The 21,534-nt window shown below is 71.4% G+C and carries 20 protein-coding genes and 1 pseudogene; 19 read left to right on the top strand and 2 right to left on the bottom strand.

Going from position 1 to position 21,534, the window contains the following annotated elements; translation table 11 throughout:
* Nucleotide 1 precedes the first annotated feature (1 nt).
* Both AB0F58_RS06035 and AB0F58_RS06030 read left to right on the top strand, forming a co-directional pair.
* The gene (locus tag AB0F58_RS06035; protein WP_357138522.1) at nucleotides 2-766 is read left to right on the top strand and encodes an ABC transporter ATP-binding protein; all 765 of its coding nucleotides are present in this window, start codon (nucleotides 2-4) and stop codon (nucleotides 764-766) included.
* Nucleotides 751-2,439, top strand: a complete 1,689-nt coding sequence (locus tag AB0F58_RS06030) for an ABC transporter permease (RefSeq protein WP_357138519.1) — start codon at nucleotides 751-753, stop codon at nucleotides 2,437-2,439. The genes AB0F58_RS06035 and AB0F58_RS06030 overlap by 16 nt, the downstream gene beginning before the upstream one ends.
* 30 nt (nucleotides 2,440-2,469) lie before the next feature.
* Here AB0F58_RS06030 and AB0F58_RS06025 read toward each other — a convergent pair whose 3' ends face one another.
* Nucleotides 2,470-2,724, bottom strand: coding sequence for a hypothetical protein (locus tag AB0F58_RS06025; protein WP_357138516.1), 255 nt, complete (start codon nucleotides 2,722-2,724; stop codon nucleotides 2,470-2,472).
* 92 nt (nucleotides 2,725-2,816) lie between these two features.
* Between AB0F58_RS06025 and AB0F58_RS06020 the strand changes: the two genes are divergently transcribed.
* From AB0F58_RS06020 to AB0F58_RS05940, 17 genes and pseudogenes are all read left to right on the top strand, one after another.
* Entirely contained in the window at nucleotides 2,817-3,305 is a 489-nt protein-coding gene (locus AB0F58_RS06020; RefSeq protein ID WP_357138513.1) for an SRPBCC family protein, read from the top strand.
* Between the two features lie 28 nt (nucleotides 3,306-3,333).
* Nucleotides 3,334-3,867, top strand: a pseudogene (locus AB0F58_RS06015) (flavin reductase family protein); the annotation flags it as partial.
* Between the two features lie 344 nt (nucleotides 3,868-4,211).
* Nucleotides 4,212-5,510, top strand: coding sequence for a serine hydroxymethyltransferase (gene glyA, locus AB0F58_RS06010; protein WP_357138510.1), 1,299 nt, complete (start codon nucleotides 4,212-4,214; stop codon nucleotides 5,508-5,510).
* Between the two features lie 21 nt (nucleotides 5,511-5,531).
* A complete protein-coding gene (locus AB0F58_RS06005) occupies nucleotides 5,532-6,794 on the top strand; it encodes an ATP-grasp domain-containing protein (protein ID WP_357138507.1) in 1,263 nt (420 codons plus the stop codon).
* Complete coding sequence (locus AB0F58_RS06000) at nucleotides 6,791-8,194, top strand: MFS transporter (protein WP_357138503.1); 1,404 nt, start codon at nucleotides 6,791-6,793, stop codon at nucleotides 8,192-8,194. Before AB0F58_RS06005 ends, AB0F58_RS06000 begins: the two co-directional genes overlap by 4 nt.
* Complete coding sequence (locus tag AB0F58_RS05995; protein WP_357138500.1) at nucleotides 8,191-8,649, top strand: hypothetical protein; 459 nt, start codon at nucleotides 8,191-8,193, stop codon at nucleotides 8,647-8,649. The genes AB0F58_RS06000 and AB0F58_RS05995 overlap by 4 nt, the downstream gene beginning before the upstream one ends.
* Nucleotides 8,650-8,821: 172 nt before the next feature.
* Nucleotides 8,822-9,187: a DUF485 domain-containing protein gene (locus AB0F58_RS05990; RefSeq protein WP_357138497.1), complete on the top strand. Its 366-nt coding sequence runs from the start codon at nucleotides 8,822-8,824 to the stop codon at nucleotides 9,185-9,187.
* Nucleotides 9,165-10,838 (top strand): cation acetate symporter, encoded by a 1,674-nt coding sequence (locus AB0F58_RS05985; RefSeq protein ID WP_357138493.1) that lies wholly within the window; start codon nucleotides 9,165-9,167, stop codon nucleotides 10,836-10,838. Before AB0F58_RS05990 ends, AB0F58_RS05985 begins: the two co-directional genes overlap by 23 nt.
* A 193-nt stretch (nucleotides 10,839-11,031) precedes the next feature.
* The gene (locus tag AB0F58_RS05980) at nucleotides 11,032-12,009 is read left to right on the top strand and encodes an NAD-dependent epimerase/dehydratase family protein (protein WP_357138490.1); all 978 of its coding nucleotides are present in this window, start codon (nucleotides 11,032-11,034) and stop codon (nucleotides 12,007-12,009) included.
* Nucleotides 12,010-12,086: 77 nt separating this feature from the next.
* A complete protein-coding gene (locus AB0F58_RS05975; protein ID WP_357138487.1) occupies nucleotides 12,087-13,316 on the top strand; it encodes an LCP family protein in 1,230 nt (409 codons plus the stop codon).
* A gap of 201 nt (nucleotides 13,317-13,517) precedes the next feature.
* Nucleotides 13,518-14,732, top strand: a complete 1,215-nt coding sequence (locus tag AB0F58_RS05970) for an LCP family protein (RefSeq protein ID WP_357138484.1) — start codon at nucleotides 13,518-13,520, stop codon at nucleotides 14,730-14,732.
* A gap of 262 nt (nucleotides 14,733-14,994) precedes the next feature.
* Nucleotides 14,995-15,933 carry an LCP family protein gene (locus AB0F58_RS05965; RefSeq protein ID WP_357138763.1) on the top strand — a complete coding sequence of 313 codons (939 nt, stop codon included), beginning with the start codon at nucleotides 14,995-14,997 and terminating at the stop codon, nucleotides 15,931-15,933.
* Nucleotides 15,934-15,962: 29 nt separating this feature from the next.
* A complete protein-coding gene (locus AB0F58_RS05960) occupies nucleotides 15,963-16,298 on the top strand; it encodes a rhodanese-like domain-containing protein (RefSeq protein WP_357138481.1) in 336 nt (111 codons plus the stop codon).
* A gap of 10 nt (nucleotides 16,299-16,308) precedes the next feature.
* Nucleotides 16,309-17,097 (top strand): glycerophosphodiester phosphodiesterase family protein, encoded by a 789-nt coding sequence (locus AB0F58_RS05955; protein WP_357138478.1) that lies wholly within the window; start codon nucleotides 16,309-16,311, stop codon nucleotides 17,095-17,097.
* Between the two features lie 136 nt (nucleotides 17,098-17,233).
* Nucleotides 17,234-18,691, top strand: coding sequence for an ATP-binding protein (locus AB0F58_RS05950; RefSeq protein ID WP_357138475.1), 1,458 nt, complete (start codon nucleotides 17,234-17,236; stop codon nucleotides 18,689-18,691).
* 74 nt (nucleotides 18,692-18,765) lie between these two features.
* Nucleotides 18,766-19,182 carry an ATP-binding protein gene (locus AB0F58_RS05945; RefSeq protein ID WP_357138760.1) on the top strand — a complete coding sequence of 139 codons (417 nt, stop codon included), beginning with the start codon at nucleotides 18,766-18,768 and terminating at the stop codon, nucleotides 19,180-19,182.
* Between the two features lie 123 nt (nucleotides 19,183-19,305).
* Complete coding sequence (locus AB0F58_RS05940; protein ID WP_357138472.1) at nucleotides 19,306-20,190, top strand: DUF5926 family protein; 885 nt, start codon at nucleotides 19,306-19,308, stop codon at nucleotides 20,188-20,190.
* A 66-nt stretch (nucleotides 20,191-20,256) separates the two neighbouring features.
* Here the strand turns inward: AB0F58_RS05940 and AB0F58_RS05935 are convergent, their stop codons facing one another.
* A complete protein-coding gene (locus AB0F58_RS05935; protein ID WP_357138469.1) occupies nucleotides 20,257-21,465 on the bottom strand; it encodes an arginine deiminase in 1,209 nt (402 codons plus the stop codon).
* Nucleotides 21,466-21,534 lie beyond the last annotated feature (69 nt).

Here is a 21,534-nt window from a genome sequence, read left to right as displayed (position 1 = left end):
CATGACTTCTGCGCACCCGGCCCTCCAGCTGCGTGGGCTGGCCAAACGGTTCGACAGCAAGATCGCGGTGGCGGGCGTCGACCTGGACGTCCCAGCCGGGTCGTTCTACGGGTTGCTGGGCCCGAACGGCGCCGGCAAGACCACCACCCTGTCGATGGCCGTCGGCCTGCTGCGGCCGGATGCCGGTGGTGCCCTGGTGCTCGGGCAGGACGTCTGGGGCGACCCGGTCCGCGCCAAGCAGCTGCTCGGGGTGATGCCGGACGGCGTCCGCCTCTTCGACCGGCTCAGCGGCGCGGAGCTGTTGGCGTACCACGGCCTGCTGCGCGGCATGGACCCGACGGTGGTCGACCAGCGCGCCGCGGAGCTGCTCGACGTGCTCGCCCTGGGTGACGCCGGCCGGACCCTGGTGGTCGACTACTCGGCCGGCATGAAGAAGAAGATCGGGCTGGCGTGCGCGCTGCTGCACGGTCCCCGGCTGCTGGTGCTGGACGAGCCGTTCGAGGCGGTGGACCCGGTCTCGGCGGCGTTGATCCGCGACATCCTGCACCGGTACGTCCTGGGCGGCGGGACGGTGGTCTTCTCCAGTCACGTCATGGAGGTCGTGGAGCGGCTCTGCTCGCACGTGGCCATCCTCGCCGAGGGGACGATCAAGCGGGTCGGCACCCTCGACGAGGTGCGCGGGGAGCGCTCTTTGGAGCAGGTCTTCGTGGAGGTGGTCGGCGGGCGCACGGCGACCGGCGAGGAGCTGTCGTGGCTGTCACGGTGACGGAACCCGCCGAGCGGGTCCGCCCTGTCCCGGCCCGTCACTTCGTCCGGCTCAAGCTGCGGGTGATGGGCAACAACTTCCGGGGCCAGGGCTGGCGCATCGCCCTCTTCGTCGGTGGTGTGATCGCCGGGCTCTGGTTCGCCGGCACCGGGTTCTTCCTGCTGGCCGCCCCCGGGCTGGCCGACGAGCCCCGGTACGCGCTGATGACCGCCGCGTTCGGTGGGGGCCTGCTGGTGCTCGGCTGGCTGCTGCTGCCGCTGGTCTTCTTCGGCGTGGACGAGACGCTCGACCCGGCCCGGTTCGCACTGCTGCCGCTCTCCCGGCGCACCCTGGTCACCGGCCTGTTCGCCGCCGCTCTGGTCAGCGTGCCGACGGTGGCGACGCTGCTCGCCACGACCGGACTGGTGCTCACCTCGGCGGCGCTCGGGGGTGTGGGGGCGGCCCTGGCCGCCGCCGTCGGGGTGGTCGCCGGGCTGCTGCTCTGCGTGGCGGCCAGCCGGGCGATCACCAGCGCCTTCGCCACCATGCTGCGCTCCCGGCGGGTACGCGACCTGGCGGCCGTGCTGCTCGCGGCGCTCGCCGCGCTGCTCGGTCCGCTACAGCTCGTGCTGCTGGCGGCGGTGCAGGACGCCGACTGGGACCGGCTGACCGGGGTGGCCCGCGTGGTCGGCTGGACCCCGTTCGGCGCTCCGTGGACGGTCGGCCTCGACGTGGCCGAAGGGCGGGCGTGGGCGGTACCGGTGAAGTTGCTGATCACCGTGGCGGCCATCGGCGCGCTGCTGGTGTGGTGGTCCCGGTCGCTGGAGTCGGCGATGGTCGGGGCGGCCAGCTCCGGCCCGGCCAAGGCCCGCAGCGGCCCGGTCGGCGGGGCGGTCGCGCAGCTCTTCCCGCGCGCGCTCGGGTGGGTCCGGCGGGACCGGTTCGGCGCGCTGGTGGCCCGGGAGTGCCGCTACTGGTGGCGGGACGCCCGACGGCGGGCCAACCTGATCACGATCGCGGTGGTCGGACTCTTCGTGCCGGTGATGGTCAACTTCGGTGGGGCCGGCTTCGTGGCCGGGGACGGCGTGGAACTGGCCACCCCCGACTCCTCCCCGGTGATGGTCAGCATCTCGATGGTCTTCGTCGGCCTGCTCGCCGCGGTCACCCTGGCCAACCAGTTCGGGTTCGACGGCAGCGCGTACGCGGCCAACGTGGTGGCCGGGGTGCCGGGTCGGCTGGAGCTGCGGGCCCGCATGGTCGCATTCTCGGTGTACGTGCTGCCGATGCTGGCCGTCGTCGCCGTCGTCCTCGCGGTGCTGCTGGACCGGCCGGCGTGGCTGGGCGTGATGGTGGGCAGCCTGCTCGCCACGTACGGGGCCGGGCTGGCGATCAACTCGCTCGTCTCGGTGCTGGGGGCGTACTCGCTGCCCGAGACGAGCAACCCCTTCGCGCTGAACAGCGGTGCCGGGCTCGCCAAGGGCCTGCTCACCCTGCTGTCGATGCTCGGCTCGGCAGTCGCGGCCATGCCGCTGGTGATCGCCGCGGCGCTGCTCGGCGACGCCTGGCTCTGGCTGGCCGCCCCGGTGGGACTCGGGTACGGGCTGGGCGCGGCGCTGCTCGGCGCGTACCTCGCCGGTGACGTGCTCGACAACCGGGCTCCGGAGCTGCTGACGGCGGTGACCCCGCGCCGCTGACCGGGGCCGGCTCCCGCAGGCCACCTCCGGTCAGCGGCGGCGCAGGAAGGCGTAGAAGAGGTGGCTGCCGGTGCCGGGGGTGATGTTGACCAGCTCCCACCCGAACTGGCACAGGTACTCGACGGCCTCCAGCAACTGGGTGATGTTGCTGTTCATCAGCTTCGGACGGCCGACGACCGCGAGGTGACGGTGCGGGTAGCCCCGGAAGTCCACCTCGTTGCGGAGCACGGCGTCGCTGGCGACGACCCGGGTCTGGGCGAGCTGCTGCGGTGTCACGGAGACCATGCCCGCACGATAGAGGCCCACCGCACACTGCGCTGGGGTCACGCGGGCTGGCGCGACGTGCCGGGTGGGCGCGACGGCGGCACAATGGGCCGATGCCCGTTGTCGAGGCGGTCGTCACCGTCCCCGTGCCACCCGATCTTGCGTTCGCCGTGTCGCAGACCGTCGGGTCGGTGCGCTACCGGTGGGATCCGTTCGTCCGGGAACAGCACTTCGCCGACGGGGCGACCCGACCCGGCAAGGGCGTCCGTACGGTCACCCGCTCCCGGCACGGCCTGCTCATGGTCAGCGAGTACGTCTCGTACGCGCCACCGAGTCACGTCGGGATGAAGATGGTCCGGGGCCCCTGGTTCTTCGAGGTGTTCGCCGGTGGCTGGCGGTTCGCCCCGGGGCCCGAGGCGGGCACGACGGTCGCCACCTGGCGGTACAACTTCCGGTGCCGCCCGGCGTTCCTGCGTCCGGTGGCGGAGCGGATCGGGACGTGGCTGCTCGGCCGGGACATCCGCCGCCGGATCGCCGGCTTCGCGGCCGGCTGCGCCGACCCAGTGGTGGTGGCCGCCGCCCGGTCGGATGCTGGGCGGTGAGGCCCGCCGGCCCGCTCGCCGGGTCACAATGTTTCACGTGAATCATCAACCGGGCGCGGAGATCCACCACGTCGATCCGTTCGCCACGCCGGCCGGAGAGCGGTCACCGGCCCGACGGCTACGCGGGCGGTTGGCGTCCCCGGTCACCCTCTGGACCGCACCCGGGCCGGCCGGGCTGACCGTCTCGTCGACCCTGGTCGCCGAGGGGGAGCCGGACCGGCTGCTCGGGTTGGTGGACCCGGAGGCCGACCTGTGGGCGGCGGTCGAGGAGACCGGTCGGTTCGCGGTCGCGGTCCTCGGTCCGGCGCACCGGCAACTGGCGGACCGGTTCGCGGGCCTCTTCCCGTCCCCCGGCGGCCTCTTCACCCTCGACGAGTGGGTCGAGACTCCCTACGGTCCGGTGCCGGTCGACGCCGGGGGTTGGGTCGGCTGCCGCCTCGACGGCAGCCGCGAGTGCGGCTGGGCACTGCTGGTCGAGGGGACCGTCGAGACGGTCAGCCTGGCCGCCGAAGCCGAGCCGCTGCTCCACCACCGGGGCCGTTACCGCACGCTGAAGGGCTGAGCGGCGACGCGCGTCGCACCCGCGACCGCGAGTCGCAACATTTCTCGGCAATCAGTATTTAACATTGACCCCGAATTCCCACCGAAACCATTGGGGCAAACAGCCACCCAAAGCACAGTTCAGTGCGGCCATTCAAGATCCTCATGACGTCGTGTAACAACTTATTACCATCGACCGACACAACTTGAAGATAGATCAATTAATGAAACTTCCGACGCGGTTGACAGCGACCATCGCCACTGTTTGAATTACCCCCGCCACTGGGTTGTACGCTCTTGCCCATAATCGTCGAGCACGCGCCAATCAACCCGATCCGCCGTAATCTTTTTCCACCTGGAGGATCGATGTCCACGCGCGTGGCCAGCGAGGCGACCGCTGAATTCTTCACCACGGAGCTGAGCGAGACGGACCCCCTGATGCGGGGTGCGATCGAACGCGAGGAGCACCGTCAGCAACGCCAACTGGAGCTGCTCGCACCCAAGAACTACACGAGTCGGGCAACTCGGGAGGCATTTCGATCTATCGTTTCATTCACCACGATCGAGGGCTACCCGGGGAAACGCTACCACGCCGGAATGGACAATCTCGACGTCATCGAGAACCTTGCCCGCGACCGGGCGAAAGAGCTGTTCAAGTGCCGGTACGCGAATGTCCAGCCGCATTCCGGGACCCAGGCCAACCAGGCCGTGTTCTTCGCGCTGCTCCAACCGGGTGACACCGTCCTGAGCATGTCCCTCGACGCGGGTGGGCATCTCAGCCACGGTCTGCGCTCGAACTTCTCCGGCCGCTACTTCACCGTCGTGTCATACGGCATCGACCCGGAGACCGGTCTGATCGACTACGACCAGCTCACCGACCTGGCCCGCCAGCACCGACCGAAGCTGGTGATCACCGGCGGCTCGTCGTACCCGAGGGCGGTCGACTTCGCGCGACTCCGCGCGGTTTGCGACGAGATCGGGGCGTACCTGCTCGCCGACATCGCCCATTTCGCCGGGCTGGTGGCGGCCGGGGTCCACCCCTCCCCCTTTCCCCACACCCACGTGGTGACCAGCACGACCAACAAGAACCTGCGCGGTCCGCGCGGCGGACTGATCCTCACCGACGATCCCGAACTGGGCCGCAAACTCGACTCCGCGATCTTCCCGGGGGTGCAGGGCGGTCCGCTCCCCGAGTTCATCGCCGCGCGGGCGGTCGCCTTCGGCGAGGCACTCGAACCCGCCTTCACCGAGTACGCGCAGGCGGTGCTGGACAACGCCCGGCGGCTGGGCTCGGTACTCCAGCAGCGCGGCTACGACATCGTCACCGGCGGAACGGACACCCCGATCGTGATGGTGGACCTGCGTCGACACGGTCTCACCGGCGACCTCGCCGAGCGCAGCCTGGAGAACGCGGGAATCCCCTGCAACAAGAACCTCGTCCCCGGCGACCCGCAGAAGCCGTCGGTCACCTCCGGGCTCCGCTTCGGCACCTCCGCGGTGACCACCCGGGGGCTGCGCGATCCGGAGCTGCGGATCCTGGCCGGGCTCGTCGCCGACGTCCTCGACGGCCTGATCCACCAACCCGAGCACGTCACGAAGATCGAGGCCGAGGTCCGGACCCGGGTCGAGGAACTCGCCAGCCGATTCCCCATCTACCAGCACTGACGTCACGCGGAAGGCGAATCGATGGCACACGTTCTCTTCGTCGACTCCAACGTGCCCGGAATGGATGCGATGCGGCGGGCCATGGCCGCCGGGCACCGGGTCACATTGATCACCTCGACCACCTACCGGATGTACCCCGACAACGCCGACACCGCAGCCGTCCTCGCGGCCGTGCACCGGCTGCGTCCGATCGAGATGGCCAGTGACGTCGAGGCGCTGACCGCGGTGGTACGGGAGGTCCTGGCCGAGGAACCCGTCGACGCCGTGATCACGCAGAACGAGTTCTGCGTGGAGGCCACCGCGCTGATGGCCCGCCGGCTCGGTCTGCCCTTCACCGACACCGACGCGGTGGTCACCGCCCGGCACAAGGGCCGTACCCGCGAGCGGCTCGCCGCCGCCGGGCTGGCCTCGGCCCGGTACGCGGTGTCGCCCACCGTCGAGGAGGCGGTCCGGGCGGCCGAGGCGATCGGCCTGCCGGTCATCGTCAAGCCGCCGAGCGGCGCGGACAGCATCCTCGCGTTCCGTGCCGACACCCCCGCCGAGGTCGAACAGGCCGCCCGCCGGGTGCTCGACGAGGTCGCCCGCCTCCCCCGGCTCATGCACGACCAGTTCACCCGGGGTGTCCTGATCGAGCAGTACCTCGTCGGGGAGCTGGTCTCCGCCGAGCTGGGCGCCGGGAACGGCCGGTTCCACCGGTTCATGCTCTCCGGGCGGCCCCGGGCGGTCAGCAACGAGTGCGTCGAGATGGGCGCGTTCATGCCCGCCGACGTGTCGCCGCAGACGGCGGGGCAGTGCTTCGCGTACGCCGAGGACGTCTGCCGGGCGCTCGGGCTGGACCTGGGCATCTTCCACATCGAGTTGATGGTCACGGCGGACGGGCCGGTCCTGGTGGAGGCGAACCCCCGGCTGATGGGCGGCGTCATGCCGAGCCTCTACCAGCACGTGACCGGCTTGAACATCCACGACAGCCTGATCCGGATCCACCTGGGGCAGGAGGTCGAGGAACCGCTGCCGGCGGCGCACTCCTGTGTGACCACCCGGAAACTCATGCCGCTGCGGGCGGGCCGGCTGGCCGACGAGATCGAGCTGGACTGGCTCGACCACTACCGCGACCGGGTCATCGCCTTCGACCCGTACCGGCTGACGCCGGGGGCGCAGGTCGGGGAGCTGGAGATCCTCGCCCGGTACCAGGTGCGGGCGGAGAGCCTGGGCGAAGCGAGCCGGGAGGCGGACGTACTGCTGGACCTGTTCGAGAAGAGCATCGGCGTTCCGCTGATCCGGTGACGGACCGGCCCACCGAGGAAGGCGTCGCCATGGAAACCGCCGGCAGCAGTCTCCGTACGCTGGCCCGGTCCCGGCCGTTCGTCGCGCTGTGGAGCAGCATGTTCGTCAGCACGGTCGGCACCGGCCTGCTGCTCGTCGCGCTCTCCGTGGCGTACTACCAGCGCAGCGGCCAGGCCCTCGCCGCCGGGCTGGTCTTTGCCGCGCAGTACCTGCCGCTCATCGTCCTGATGCCGATCGCCACCCGGCTCTGTGACCGGCTACCCACCCGGCACCTCCTGGTCCGGCTCGACCTGGTCTCGGTGGTGGTGTCGATCGGCGTCGGGGTGGCCTTCGGGCACACCTTCTGGGCGGTGTTCCTGCTGCTCGTGGCCCGGGGCTTCCTGGAGATGACGACGAAGTCGGCGCGCGGGGTCGCCATCAAGACGTACCTGCCGGCGGAGCTGGTGGAGCGGGGTAACACCCTGCTGAACAGCGCATACTTCCTCGGCTCGGCGGCGGGTGGCCTGATCGGCGGCGTGGTGATCGGCCGGGTTCCGGTGGTCGTGGTGGCCGGGCTCGCCTCGGTCGGCTTCGCGGTCTCGGCGGCCTGCTGCCGGGCCCTGCCGCTCGCACCGGCTCCGGCCGGCGCCCCCGCCGGGGGCGCCACGACGGCCGGCGTGTGGCGACGCTCGCTGACCGTGGTCGGCCGGGATCCGGAGCTGACCCGCGCGCTCAGCTACCTGATCGCGACCGTGGTGCTGTTCCAGGGGGTCAACCAGATCGCCCGGGTCTGGTTGCCGTTGACCTGGCTGGGCATGCCGGCCAACGGGGCGGCCTGGCTGGAGGCGGTGAGCGTGTCCGGGATCGTCGCCGGGATGGTCCTGGTGATGCTGGGACTGCCGGGTCGCTGGCGGCTGCCGGTCCGGGTCCTGTTCGTGTTGACCGCAGGACTGATGCTGGTGCCCTTCGCCACCCACTCGACGGTGCCGGCCTTCGCCACCTACTTCGTCTACACGATGGTCTTCGAGATCGTCTATCTGATGTCCTTCGGGGTGGTGCTCAGTCGCACCGCCCAGCCCGACCTGCCCGCCGTCATGGTCCTCTTCTACGGCGTGGCGTTCTCCGGAATGACCGTCACCGTCCTCCTCGTGGGCGCGCTCACCGACCGGTACGGGTTGCCCGCCATGCTCCTGGTGGTGGCGGCGCTGGCCCTGGCCATGGTGGTGGCGACCGAGCGTCGGGCCCGACGGCACGCCCCCGATCGGCACGTCTCCGCAGGCCGACTCCGCCCCGACGACCGGGAGCCGGACCTGATGGCCGTGTCGGGCGCCGCCGTCCGTGCCGTGGCTCCGGCCTCCGCGCGTCCCGGGGAGAACCCCGTCCCGGGGACTCCCACCTCTCCCGAACAGGTAGGACGATGAACATCCGCTTCGTCAAGCTGCGCAGCGGCTCCACCGACCACGTCGTCGTCAACGCGGTCGACGTACCCGCCCGGCAGTGGCCCGGTCTGGCCCGCAGGCTGTGCCAGGCCGCGCAGGGTGCCGGTGCGGACGCCCTGATCGGGCTGGCCCACGCCGGCCGGGGCCGGTTCGATCTCACCTGCCTCGGCGGCGACGGCACGACGGTGCCGGCCACGGTGTGGACGGCTGCGGCAGCCGCGGTGGCGGTCCGGCGTCGCTACGGGTACCAGGTGGTCCGGCTCCACGCCGACGACGGGATCTTCGAGGCCACGGCCCAGGGACAGCAGGTACGGATCCGGCTCGGTGGACACCAGTCCGCGCCGGACCATCCGGACGGCTGGCTGGTCACCGTCCGGTACGCGTTCGACGGGGAGATCGTCCACCACGCCTCGGCCAGCGGTCTCTTCGCCGACTGAGCCGGGGTACGACCAGCCGACCGTTCAGCGAAGTGACCCAGGTCACTCGGCGCAGCCAATCGCCCGTTCGGCGCAGCTAACGACCGGCACCGATCTGTACCTTTCCCGGCGGCGATCACCGTCCCTACCGTGCGCGGAACACCCCACGCCCGCGAAAGGTGGTGATCTACAGATGTCGACGGACACACCTGCCCCCGCCACGCCGAGCAACGAGCGGTACCTCGCCGTACAGCGGTCGGACGAGTTCGCCGGTCTCCGCCGTGCGTTGCGCGGCTTCGTCTTCCCGATGACCGTGGCCTTCTTCCTCTGGTACGCGCTCTACGTGATTCTCTCCGCGTACGCGCGGGACTTCATGGGCACGAAGCTCTTCGGCAGCAACATCAACGTGGCGCTCGTCTTCGGGCTGCTCCAGTTCGTCTCGACGTTCCTGATCGCCTGGCTCTACGCCCGGTACGCCGACCGGAAGATCGACCCGGTCGCCGACCGGATCCGCGCCGAGATCGGGGAGGTGAACCGTGCACACGATCCTCGCGGCTGAGGCGGGCAGCACCACCGCCCGCAACCTGACCATCGCCCTTTTCCTGGTCTTCGTGGCCGCCACTCTCGCGATCACCATCTGGGCCAGCCGGCAGACCAAGACGGCCACCGACTTCTACGCCGGTGGGCGGTCCTTCTCCGGTTTCCAGAACGGCATGGCGATCGGCGGCGACTACATGTCGGCGGCGTCGTTCCTGGGCATCGCCGGGATCATCGCCCTCTACGGCTACGACGGCTTCCTCTACTCGATCGGCTTCCTGGTCGCCTGGCTGGTGGCCCTGCTGCTCGTCGCCGAACTGCTGCGCAACTCCGGCCGGTACACGATGGCCGACGTGCTGGCCTTCCGGATGCGTCAGCGGCCGGTCCGGACCGCCGCCGCGGCCTCCACCATCACCGTGTCGATCTTCTACCTGCTGGCCCAGATGGTCGGCGCGGGCGCGCTGGTGGCGCTCCTGCTCGGCATCCGGCCGGGGACGACGTTCCTCGGGATGGACGCCGACACCGCCAAGGTCGCCACCATCATCATGGTCGGCGCTCTCATGATCATCTACGTCACGGTCGGCGGGATGAAGGGCACCACCTACGTACAGATCGTCAAGGCGTTCCTGCTGATGGGCGGGGCGCTGGTGATGACGCTGCTGGTGCTGGCGAAGTACAAGTTCAACCTGTCGTCGCTGCTCGGCGACGCCGCCGCCTCGTCCGGCAAGGGCAACGCCTTCCTGGAACCGGGACTCCGGTACGGCGTCGAGGTGGCCGGCAACGCCACCCAGACCTTCTACAACAAGATGGACCTGCTCTCGCTCGGCATCGCCCTGGTGCTCGGCACGGCGGGCCTGCCGCACATCCTGATCCGCTTCTACACGGTGCCGACCGCCAAGGCGGCCCGCAAGAGCGTGCTCTGGGCGATCGGCATCATCGGCACCTTCTACCTGCTCACCCTGGCCCTCGGCTTCGGGGCGGCGGCCCTGGTCGGCGGTGAGGCGATCACCGCCCAGGACAAGGCGGGCAACACGGCCGCGCCACAGCTCGCCGAGGTGCTCGGGGCGGACTTCCTCGGCGGCGACCTGGGCGGCGCGACCCTGCTGGCGATCATCGCGGCGGTGGCCTTCGCCACCATCCTGGCGGTGGTGGCCGGGCTGACCCTGGCCTCCTCGTCGAGCCTGGCGCACGACTTCTACGCCAACGTGATCAAGAAGGGCCAGACCTCCGAACGGCAGGAGGTCCGGGTGGCACGCCTCTCCGCCCTGGTCATCGGCGCGGTGTCCATCCTGCTGTCGATCTTCGCGCAGAACCTGAACGTGGCGTTCCTGGTCGCCCTCGCCTTCGCGGTGGCCGCCTCGGGCAACCTGCCGGCGATCCTCTACAGCCTCTTCTGGAGGCGGTTCAACACCTCCGGGGCGGTCTGGGCCATCTACGGCGGCCTGCTCTCGGCGGTCCTGCTGGTCTTCTTCTCCCCGGTGGTGTCGGGACAGCCGACGTCGATGTTCCCCGAGCACGACTGGCAGTGGTTCCCGCTGTCCAACCCGGGGCTCCTCTCCATCCCGTTCGGTTTCCTCTGCGGCTGGCTCGGCACCGTGATCTCGAAGGAGAACGACGAGGAGAAGTACGCCGAACTGGAGGTGCGTGCCCTGACCGGACACGGCGCCCACTGACACGGGTCGTCCGCCCACCCACCCACCGACCGCTCCGGTCGGAGCAGGGGTTCCCTCCTCTCGCATCGAGAGGAGGGAACCCCTGCCGGCACGATGACGTGGCCTGCCCCGTCGGAGGTGGTGGCCGGCAGCGTGGACGACGGCGCGCCTGTCGGCACGGCGCCGGGCGGCACCGCTGAGTAGGCTGGCCGGCATGAAGGTAGCTCCCCGTTTCGGTCCCGGTCACCGCATTCTCGTCACCGGCGGTGCCGGTTTCGTCCCGTCGCACCTGGTCGACGTGCTGCTGGAGCGCGGCTGCACGGTGGTCGTGGTGGACAACTTCGTCACCGGTGCCAAGGAGAACGTCGCCCACCTCGTCGAGCGTCCCACCTTCACGCTGGTCGAGGCGGACGTCTCCGACGGTCTGCCGACCCACCACCCGGCCCTGGCGGAGCGCTTCGACGCGATCCTGCACATGGCCTCCCCGGCCAGCCCGACCGACTTCGCCACCCTCCCGGTCGAGATCCTCCGGGTCGGGTCGGTCGCCACGCTGCACCTGCTCGACCGGGCGGTCGCCGACGGGGCCCGGTTCCTGCTGGCCTCCACCTCCGAGGCGTACGGCGACCCGAAGGAGCACCCGCAACGGGAGACGTACTGGGGCAACGTCAACCCGATCGGTGTCCGCAGCGTCTACGACGAGGCCAAGCGGTTCGCGGAGGCGGCCACCATGGCCTACCACCGGCGGCACGGCCTGGACGTCGCCATCGTGCGGATCTTCAACACGTACGGCCCCCGGATGCGGCCGGACGACGGTCGGGCCATCCCCACCTTCATCGCCCAGGCACTGCGGAACGAGCCGATCACCGTGCACGGCACCGGGGCGCAGACCCGTTCCATCTGCTACGTCGACGATCTGGTGCGGGGCATCCTGCTGCTGCTCGACTCGACGGAGACCGGGCCGATCAACTGTGGCACCGAGCACGAGATGTCGATGCGGCAGCTCGCCGAGCTGATCGTGTCGCTCTCCGGCAGCGCATCCGAGGTGACCTATGTCACCCGTGCCGCTGACGACCCGGAGATGCGGCGGCCGGACCTGACCCTGGCCCGGGACCTGCTCGGGTACGAGCCCGGAGTCGCGCCCGAGGACGGCCTCCGACGCACGATCGACCACTTCCGGAAGCGGTTGGGCTGATTTTCGCACCGGAGTTCGGCGGTTGGCTCAGCTTCACCTGAAGGCGTGACTGGCTTCGGGTCCGTACCCTGAGTTACATGTCAGCGACCTCGTCAGCCGGCCTCCCGCTTCCGTACCTGCACCGGGGCTCCACCGGGCGCGCCTCGGTCCCGGGGTCCGGCCCGGACCGCCGGTCCCGCCCGGTCGCGCCGGCCGACGAGCGCCACCGGGCCGGTGCCGGAGCGGGCCCGACCGACGACGGAGCGACCGGTCCGGCTGGTCCGACCGGCCCAGGTGGTCCCCGCCGGGCCGGTCAACCGGGCCCCCGTCCCCGCTGGGGCCGGATCGCTCTGGTCGCCGGGATCGCCGTGCTGGTGCTGGCGCTCCTCGGCGGCCTGGGCGCCTGGGTCTACGCCCGAGGGCTGAACGACGACCTGGCCCGGACCGACCCGTTCACCCAGATCACCGAGGGACGACCGGCCAAGGCGGTCGACGGTGCGCTCAACATCCTGCTGGTCGGCAGCGACTCGCGGGATCCGGACGCGCCCATCGACCAGTCCAGCAAGTGGCGGGCGGACACCATCATCGTGATGCACATCCCGTCCAGCCACGCCGAGGCCTACCTGGTCTCCATTCCCCGCGACCTCTACGTGCCGATCCCCGAGAGCCCGAACGCGGACTGCGGGTCCGGCCAGCGCGGAAAGATCAACGCGGCGTTCGCCTTCGGTGGGCTGCCGTTGGCGGTACGGACGGTGGAGTGCTTCACCGACGTGCACCTGGACCATGTGATGGCGGTCGACTTCGCCGGGTTCAAGCAGGTCACCGACGCGCTCGGCGGAGTGGACCTGCCGGTGGAGCGGACCGTGACCTCGATCCACAAGCCGTACCGGACCTTCACCAAGGGCGTCAACCACATGAACGGGGCCGAGGCGCTGGACTGGATCCGGCAGCGTAAGCAGTTCCCGGACGGCGACTTCGCCCGGATGCGGCACCAGCAGGAGTTCCTCCGGGCCCTGATGGACAAGGCGGCCAGCAGCGGCACGCTGACCAGCCCTCGCCAGCTGAACGCCTTCCTCAAGTCGGTGACCGACGCGGTGACCGTGGACCAGGGATTCTCCCTGATCGACATGGGGGTGCAGTTCCGGAAGCTGCGCGGCGAGAACCTCACCTTCGTGACCAGCCCGCACCTGGGCAGCGAGACCATCGACGGCGAGTCGGTGGTGGTCTCCGACCGGGAGAAGGCGTTGGCGATGTACCGGGCCATGGCCGGGGACCGGATGACCGAATGGGTCAAGGCGAACCAGCCCGCCAAATCCAACGGCGGCTGAGGCTTCGACAGACGTCAGCACCGATCGGCGGTCGGGGCGCCCTGGCGGCGCGCCGACCGCCGATCGGCTTTTGCGGATCAGCCGTTCGGCCAGCAATCGCCGGTCACGGCGGGTGCACCGGAAACAACCACCGGATGAACTCGCCAGATCGGGAGTGGATCCGTAAAGTGATCCCGCCCCCGATATCGAACTGGAGAACGCATGCCGGTTCAGACCCGCCGTCGCCCTTCGTCGCGGGAGCCCTCCCCCGCAGGCCGGGCTTCGGCCTCCGTCGTTCCGCCACCCCGCCGGGGTGGCGGTCGCGGTAAGGACACGTCCCCGAAGCGGAAACGGCGCAAGGACCCGCTCTGGGCCCGGATCACCGTGATCGTCGGCGCGATGTTGATGATGACCAGTGGTGCCGCGATCGTGGGCAGCAAGGCGCTCATCGGTCAGGCCACCGGGAACATCTCCCAGCAGAACCTGCTCGGCGACGCCGGCAAGAGCGACGCCGAGGGCGGCGACACCCTCGAGGGGCCGATCGACATGCTGCTCCTCGGCGTGGACGCCCGGGAGAGCTGGGCCGCCGACGACGTACGGGCGGACAGCATCATCATCCTGCACATCCCCGCGACGCACGACCAGGCGTACCTGATCTCGATCCCCCGGGACACCGAGGCGCAGATCCCGGCCTTCAAGAAGACCGGTTTCCCCGGCGAGACCACCCTGATCAACGCCGCGTTCCACTACGGGGCACGCAACGGCGGTGGCTGGTCCGGCGGCGCCCAGCTGATGGCGCAGACCATCAAGAACATGACCGGGGTCAGCTTCGACGGCGCGGCGATCATCAACTTCGGCGGGTTCAAAAAGGTGATCGACGCCCTGGGCAGCGTGCACATCTGCGTCAGCCAGGAGGTCAAGTCGATCCACATGTCGTACGTCGACGGCAAGCCGATGTGGAACGCGGAGGCCAAGAAGACCGGCAAGAAGAGGACCCCGGTCGTGCACAAGAAGGGCTGCCGGCAGATGGAGGGCTGGGAGGCCCTGGACTACTCCCGCCAGCGGTACGGCCTGAAGAACAGCGACTACGACCGTCAGCAGAACCAGCAGCAGCTGATCAAGGCGATGGCGAAGAAGGCGATCGGCGACGGGGTGATGACCAACCCGTTGAAGCTGAAGAAGCTGATGGACGCCGCCGGCGACACGCTGATCCTGGACACCGGCCGGGCGGACATGGCCGATCTGGTCTTCACCATGCGCGGGGTCACCGACAACGAGCTGACCATGCTCCGGACGAACAACGGCACCTACCACGTCAACGAGCACGGCCGGGAGGCCCTCAGCCCGTTGACCCTGGCCATGTTCAAGGCGGTCAAGGAGGACAAGCTCTCCGAGTTCGTCTTCGCCAACCCGAGCGTGCTCTCCACCCGGAAGTGACCCCCGCCGGCCGTGCCCTGGTTGGCCCGGCAGTGGGAACTCAAACGCGGCCAGCCCCGCCTGACCGCCCGGGACAGGTCCACCGACTCGGGCAAAGGCCACTCGTAACGCGAAACGGACTCGTAGTCTGGGCTGAGCAGGGCTCGTCCCAGGCTACGGGGGAGGCGTCACGTCCAGGTCAGCGCGGACCAGCTCGGGGCCGGTGGGCACCGGCGCGCCGCGCTGGGCCCGGACCCTGGTCGGCATCGGGCTGGCCCTGGCCCTGGTGGCGGTGGCCGCGGTGGTCGGGGTACGCGCGCTCACCGAACGGTACGACCGCGCGGTCGCCCGGGGACACCTGCTCGACGACGACGCCCGCCGGAACCGGACCGATCCGGACGGGCCGCTGAACTACCTCCTCGTCGGCTCCGACCGGTTCCGGGGTGCCGACGACGCCGACCAGCGCTCGGACACCATCCTGATCGTGCACCTGCCCGCCGGGCTGCGCCGGGCGTACCTGATCTCCGTTCCCCGCGACCTGCTGGTCGCCATCCCGCCGGCCGACAACGGGTACGGCGGCGGACAGGACAAGATCAACGCCGCGTACGACCTCGGTGGCGGCGGCGACGGCGGTGCCCGACTGCTCTCGGCCACCCTGCACCGGCTCACCGGCCTGGAGTTCGACGGTGCCGCCGTGGTCGACTTCACCGGGCTCCGTCGGGTGGTCGACCTGCTCGGTGGCGTCCGGATGTGCGTGGACACCGAGGTCCGGTCGGTGCACACCGGCACCGTCTTCGCCCCCGGCTGCCGGCAGATGGACGGGGCCGCCGCGCTGGACTACGTCCGGCAGCGGTACGACCTGCCCGGCGGCGACTACGACCGGCAACGACACCAGCAGCAGTTGCTGCGGGCGATGCTCGACCGGGCCGGCAAGCGCGACCTGCTCGGTGACCCGCTGAAGCTGGACTCGCTGATCCGGGCGGTGGGGGACTCGTTGACCGTGGACACCAACGGCGTGCCCCTGGAGGAACTGGTCCTGGCGCTGCGCGCACTTCCCGCCGACGGGCTGGTCGGCATTCGGGTGCCCTCGTCGCCGCAGCTCATCGGCCAGGTGTCGTACGTCGTGCTGGACGACGGCGGTACCGAACTCTTCGGGGCCGCGCGGGGCGCACGCATGGCGCGCTGGGTCGCCGCGAATCCGCGGTGGGTGAACGCACTGTAGAAGCGGTACGGGGTCTAATCTTGGTATCCGTGTTCGGACCCCAGATTCCCACCGTGACCGTGAACGACATCACCGACGCCACCTACCTGCTCGACGTGCGGGAGGACGGCGAGTGGGTGGCGGGGCACGCCCCCGGCGCGCACCACCTACCCATGACGGAGCTGCCCGCCCGGCTCGCCGAGGTACCCAACGACGTCGACGTCGCGGTGATCTGCCGGTCCGGCGGACGCTCCGGGCACGTCGTCGCGCACCTGGTGCAGCAGGGGTGGGACCGCGTCAGCAACGTCGAGGGCGGGATGCAGCAGTGGGCCGCCGCCGGGCGACCGGTGACCACTGACAGCGGAGCGCCGGGCCAGGTCGTCTAGGCCCAGGGCGATGAGCGGGCCACTGGTCTTCGGCCACCGCGGCTCCTCCGCCGCGCTGCCCGAGCACACCCTCGCGGCGTACCTGCGGGCACTCGAGGAGGGCGCCGACGGCCTGGAGTGCGACGTCCGGCTGACCCGGGACGGGCACCTGGTCTGTGTGCACGACCGCCGGCTGGACCGGACGAGCAACGGGCGGGGCCGGGTCAGCACGCGCACCCTCGCCGAGTTGGACGCGCTGGACTTCGGATCGTGGCACCCGGGCTGCGGGCCGATCGACGACGACGAGCCGGCCGATCCCGCGCGGACCCGGCTGCTCACCCTGGAGCGGCTCCTCGACGCGGTACGCGACGCCGGGCGGCCGGTCCGGTTGCTGGTGGAGACCAAGCACCCCACCCGGTACGGCGGCAACGTGGAACGGCGGCTGGTCGAGCTGCTGCGCCGGTACGGCCTCGCCGAGCCGGGGCCGGACGACCCGGTGCGGGTTACCGTGATGTCGTTCTCGCCGCTGGCGGTACGGCGTACCCGGGAGCTCGCCCCGGCGCTGCCGACCGTGCTGCTGCTGGACGCGCTGCCGGGGTGGTTGCGACTGGGCCGGCTGCCCTTCGGCGCCCGGATCGCCGGGCCGGGCATCGCGCTGGTCCGGTCCCGGCCATGGCTCGTTCCGGCGTTGCGGGCCGCCGGCCACCAGGTGTACGTCTGGACGGTCAACGAGCCGGACGACCTCGACCTGGTCCTCGCGGCCGGGGTGGACGGCATCATCACCGACCGGCCGGCCCTGGCCCTGGCCCGGCGTGGCTGAACCGCGCCCCGCGCCCGGCCCGCACGCCACCCGGCCGCACGCCCTGTCCCACCCGGCCGGCCCGACCGATCCGCGCGGCGGGGCCGGGCCTGGTCCGGGGTGTCGGGAATCCGAGCGGGGAGGCACACTCTGGGGCATGCCGGAGCGACCCGACTACGCCGCTCTCATCGCCGGCCACACCGTCGTCGTCGAGAGGATCAACTCGGGAGACGCCGGGTTGCCCGTCCTCACCCAGCTGCTCCGGGTGGCCCAGCCCGCCCTGGGCGCGGCCGGCATGGCCTTCGTCGAGTTCACCCCGAACGGTGGACGGGTGATCGCGGCGACCGGCGCGGCCGAGTGGGCGGTCGGTCGTCCGCTCCCGCCCTCCGATCCGGCCACCGCCTGCCTGTTGTACGGGCCCCGGGTACAGCGGGTCCGGGCCGACCGGTTCGACGGCAACCTGGCCGAGGAACTGACCCGGCGAGGGCTCTGCTGGCTGGTCGCCGCGCGGGCCGAGATCGGCGGCCGGCCGGTCGGCAGCCTGCACGCCCTGCACCCCACGGCGGACGGGGAGGCCACCGGCGAGAGCGCGGTGATCGGGTACCTCGCCTCCTGCATCGCGCACATGTACGGCGACCAGACCGGGCTGCCGGTACACGGCGACGGGCCGGTGGTGGCCGCGCTCGCCGACGGACTGGCCGTGGTCGACGGGGACGGCTACGTACGGCTGTGGAACCCGGCCGCCGCCCAGATCACCGGTCGCAGCACCGGGCAGGCCCTCGGCCAGCCGTTGCCGTTCCCGCTGCCACCTCCGGGGCAGGTGCTCGACCACCGGCTGCCGGACGGGCGCTGGCTCCGGATCGCCTCCGGTGAGCTGCCCGGACCGCGTTTCCTGCGGGTGGCCACCTTCCGCGACGTCAGCGACCAGCAACACCGCGACCAGGAGCGGGATCTCTTCGTCGCGGTGACCAGCCACGAGCTGCGCACCCCGGTCACCGTCATCAAGGGGTACGCGAACACCCTCACCGACCACTGGGACTCCCTCACCGACGCGGACCGCCGCAAGGCGGCCCGGGTGATCGGGCAGCGGGCCAACGAGCTGGCCCGCCTGGTCGACCGGCTGCTCTCCTCGGCCACCGACCTCGGGCCGGGTGCGGACACCCCGCCGACCGCGCTCGACCTCGCCGAGGCGCTCCGGTCGGCGGTCACCGGCCTGCCCGCCGAGCTGCGCCAGCGGATCGTCCTCGACCTGCCCGCCGGCCTGCCCCCGGCGCTCGGCGACCGGGCCGACCTGGCGACCGTCCTGACCGAGCTGACCACCAACGCCGACAAGTACTCCCCGCCCGGCTCGCCGATCGGGATCAGCGCCGACGCCGACGAGCAGACCGTCGCGTTCCGGGTCGTCGACCAGGGCATCGGCATCCGCCCGGAGCACGTGGAACGGGCCTTCGAGCGGTTCTGGCAGGGCGAGTCGGGGGACCGGCGGCGCTATCCCGGCGCGGGGCTCGGTCTCTATCTCGTCCGCCGGATAGTGGAACGGCGCAACGGGTGGGTATCACTCCGCCCGGGGACGGGTGGAGGTACCGTCGCAGAGGTGCGGCTGCCGCGCGGGTGAGATCCCACCGGCACGAGGTAGGCGGCGAGGAGGCACGGGCAGTGTCGGCGAGGTCGGCGGAGCGGTCCTGGTGCGTGGTGGTGCCCCACCACCCGAGTGGTGCCCGCCTGGCCCGGCACCGGCTGGCCGCCGTGCTCGCCGACGAGGTGCCACCGCCCCTGCTGGCCGATCTGGTGGCGGTCCTCGCCGAACTGGTCGGCAACGCCGTCCGGCACGCCGACCCCCTGCCGGGCGGGGTGGTCCGGGTGGCGTGGCGGTTGCGTCCCGAAGGTGACGGGCAGCACGTCCGGATCCGCGTCACCGACGGTGGAGCGACGGGCCCACCCCGGATGCGGGCAGCGGGGCTCGACGCCGCCGACGGGCGCGGGCTGCACATCGTCGCCGGCCTGGCGAGCCGGTGGGGGGTCGACCGCGACGGGCTCGGGCAGAGCGTCTGGGCCGACTTCGATCCGGCCGGGGTGACCCGGGCCGACCTGGTGACCGCCGGCTGACCCGTTACCCGACCGTCCCGCTGTGCCGGGCGGGGCTCCGGGGCCGGCGGTGGGGACGCGCCGACGGGCGTCGGACGCACCGCGCCCCACATCCGTTCCGCCCGGCCCTTAGGCTGTCTCGCCGTGAGCAAGCGTCGAAAGAACCAGCGGGCCGCCGAAGACACCCCGAAGCGGGAGAAGGTGCGGGACATCTTCGTCCCCCGCCCCTTCGAGGGACTGACCGACGAGTCGGAGTGGATCGCCCTGCGCGAACTGGTGCCGGCCGCGTCCGCGCCGCTGCGCCTGACGCCCGCCCTGGTCGAGGAGCACGGTGACCGCCCGGTGACCCTGGCGACGGTGCTGCCGATGGCCGCCCCGGCCATGACCAAGCCGGACGGGCGGATCTTCATCGGGCTCCAGCGGCACCTCCAGTCCGGTGACGTCTCCCGCGACCTGGCGGAGGCGCTGCTCTGCGCGCTGCGTACCGAGCCGGGCCGGTCGGTCCCGGTGCCCCCGCTCCCCGGTCCGGGTCCCCGTCTCCAGGACGTCCTGGTCGACGGCCCGCTCGAGGTCACCATGCACGAGGGGTTCGACTTCTGGCTGGACCCCGGCGCGGGCGACGACCCGAACGTGCAGGCGTCGTTGGAGCGCGCCAACGCGGCGGTCTACCCGACCGTCCGGCTCGCCGCCGCCCGCGCCGCGTACTGGTGCCAGGTGCCGGAGAAGGCGCACGTGCGCTGGGTGCTGCCGGACGACGAGGACGCCGCCCTGGACACGTTGGCGCGCCTCGGTGCCGCCGGCACGCTGACGCTGGGCGAGCAGACCCGCTTCGCCGGGATGTTCCGGGCCCACGGCCGCCTGGTGCCCGTCTGGGACCTGCCCGAGGAGCCGCCCGCCGCCGAGTGGGAGGAGCCGCTGGCGCAGTTCGCCAAGCGGTACGCCGAGGCGCTCACCGACCGCACCCCGCTCGACGCGGCCGGCCGTCGCGCCCGTCAGGGCCTGCTCGGCCGCCAGCTGACGCTGCGCTGAGCTGCGCTGACCCTTCTCCCGGTTGAGGCGCAGGGGCCCGTCCTGATCAGGAAGGGCCCCTGCGCCTCAGCCGGGCAGGGGATCACGGACCAGCGGGCAGGACATGCAGCGCGGCCCGCCCCGGCCCGAACCCAGCTCGGAGCCGGCGATCGCGATCACCTCGATGCCGGCCCGTTCGAGCTGGGCGTTGGTCTCGACGTTGCGCTCGTACCCGACGCAGAGCCGGGGTGCCAGGGCGAGCGTGTTGTTGCCGTCGTCCCACTGCTCGCGCTCGGCGGTCACCGGATCCAGGCCGGTGTCGATCACCCGGAGCGTGTCGAGGTCCATCGCGTCGGCCGCCGCGCGCAGGAACGGGGCGGGCCCGTCGACCTGCGGCTCGCCGTCCGGACCCGCCACCACGGTGTACGCCGACAGCGTGTCGGCGACGTTCGGGTACATCAGCACGGCGTCGACGTCGACCATGGTGCAGACGGTGTCGAGGTGCATGGTGGCCCGCTCCTGCGTGATCGGCACCACGAGGACGGTGTGGGCCAGTCCGGCGGCGAACGCCCGGCGGGCCAGGCGTTCCGCACCGGCGGGCGTGGTGCGCTCGCCCACCCCCACCGCCAGCACACCGGGGGCGAGCAGCAGCACGTCCCCGCCTTCGAGGTGCTCCAGCCCGGGTTCGTAGACGGAGCGGGAGTCGGCGAACCGGGGGTGGTGCCGGTAGATCGCCCCGGTCAGCGAGGTTTCCCGGCGCCGGGCCGGCATGGCGAGACTGGTCACCCCGACCCGGTCACGGATCCACAGTGACGAGTCCCGGGTGAAGAGCAGGTTCGGCAGCGGGTCGATGACGAAGTCGTGCTGGTCCATGATCGTGTAGACCAGCCCGCCGGGGCGGTCCCAGCTGGTCCGTAGTTCCTCGTGGGCCAGGCCGGCGACGAACACGTCGGCGAGGGCGGCCGGGTCGAGGTACGCGAGGTGGTCGGCGACCCGGCGGCGCAGCGTGTCACCGAGGCGCCGGTCGCGCAGGACCTGGTCGGTCAGCTCCGCGCGGGCGTCCGCGACGGCCAGTGTCTCGGCCAGTAGGGTGACGAGGTACAGCACCTCCACCCCGCGCTCGCGCAGGGTGGCGGCGAAGGCGTCGTGCTCCTCCTGTGCCCTACCCACCCATGGGATAGCGTCGAACAGAAGTGAGTCGTTGTTGCGGGGGGTGAGTCGCGCGAGTTCGGGGCCGGGCCGGTGCAGGAGCACGGTGCGGAGCCGGCCGACCTCACTGTCCACGTAGTGGGTCACCCACGCAGCCTAGGCCAGTCCTTGACGGCATCCGGGAAAAGAAGTGGTCGTGAATGTGGCATTCATCCA

Origin of the sequence: Micromonospora sp. NPDC023956, assembly GCF_040639195.1 — a bacterium.
Classification (GTDB): domain Bacteria; phylum Actinomycetota; class Actinomycetes; order Mycobacteriales; family Micromonosporaceae; genus Micromonospora.
Note: the sequence above shows the minus strand (reverse complement) of the source record. Positions and strands in the feature narration are given on the sequence as shown.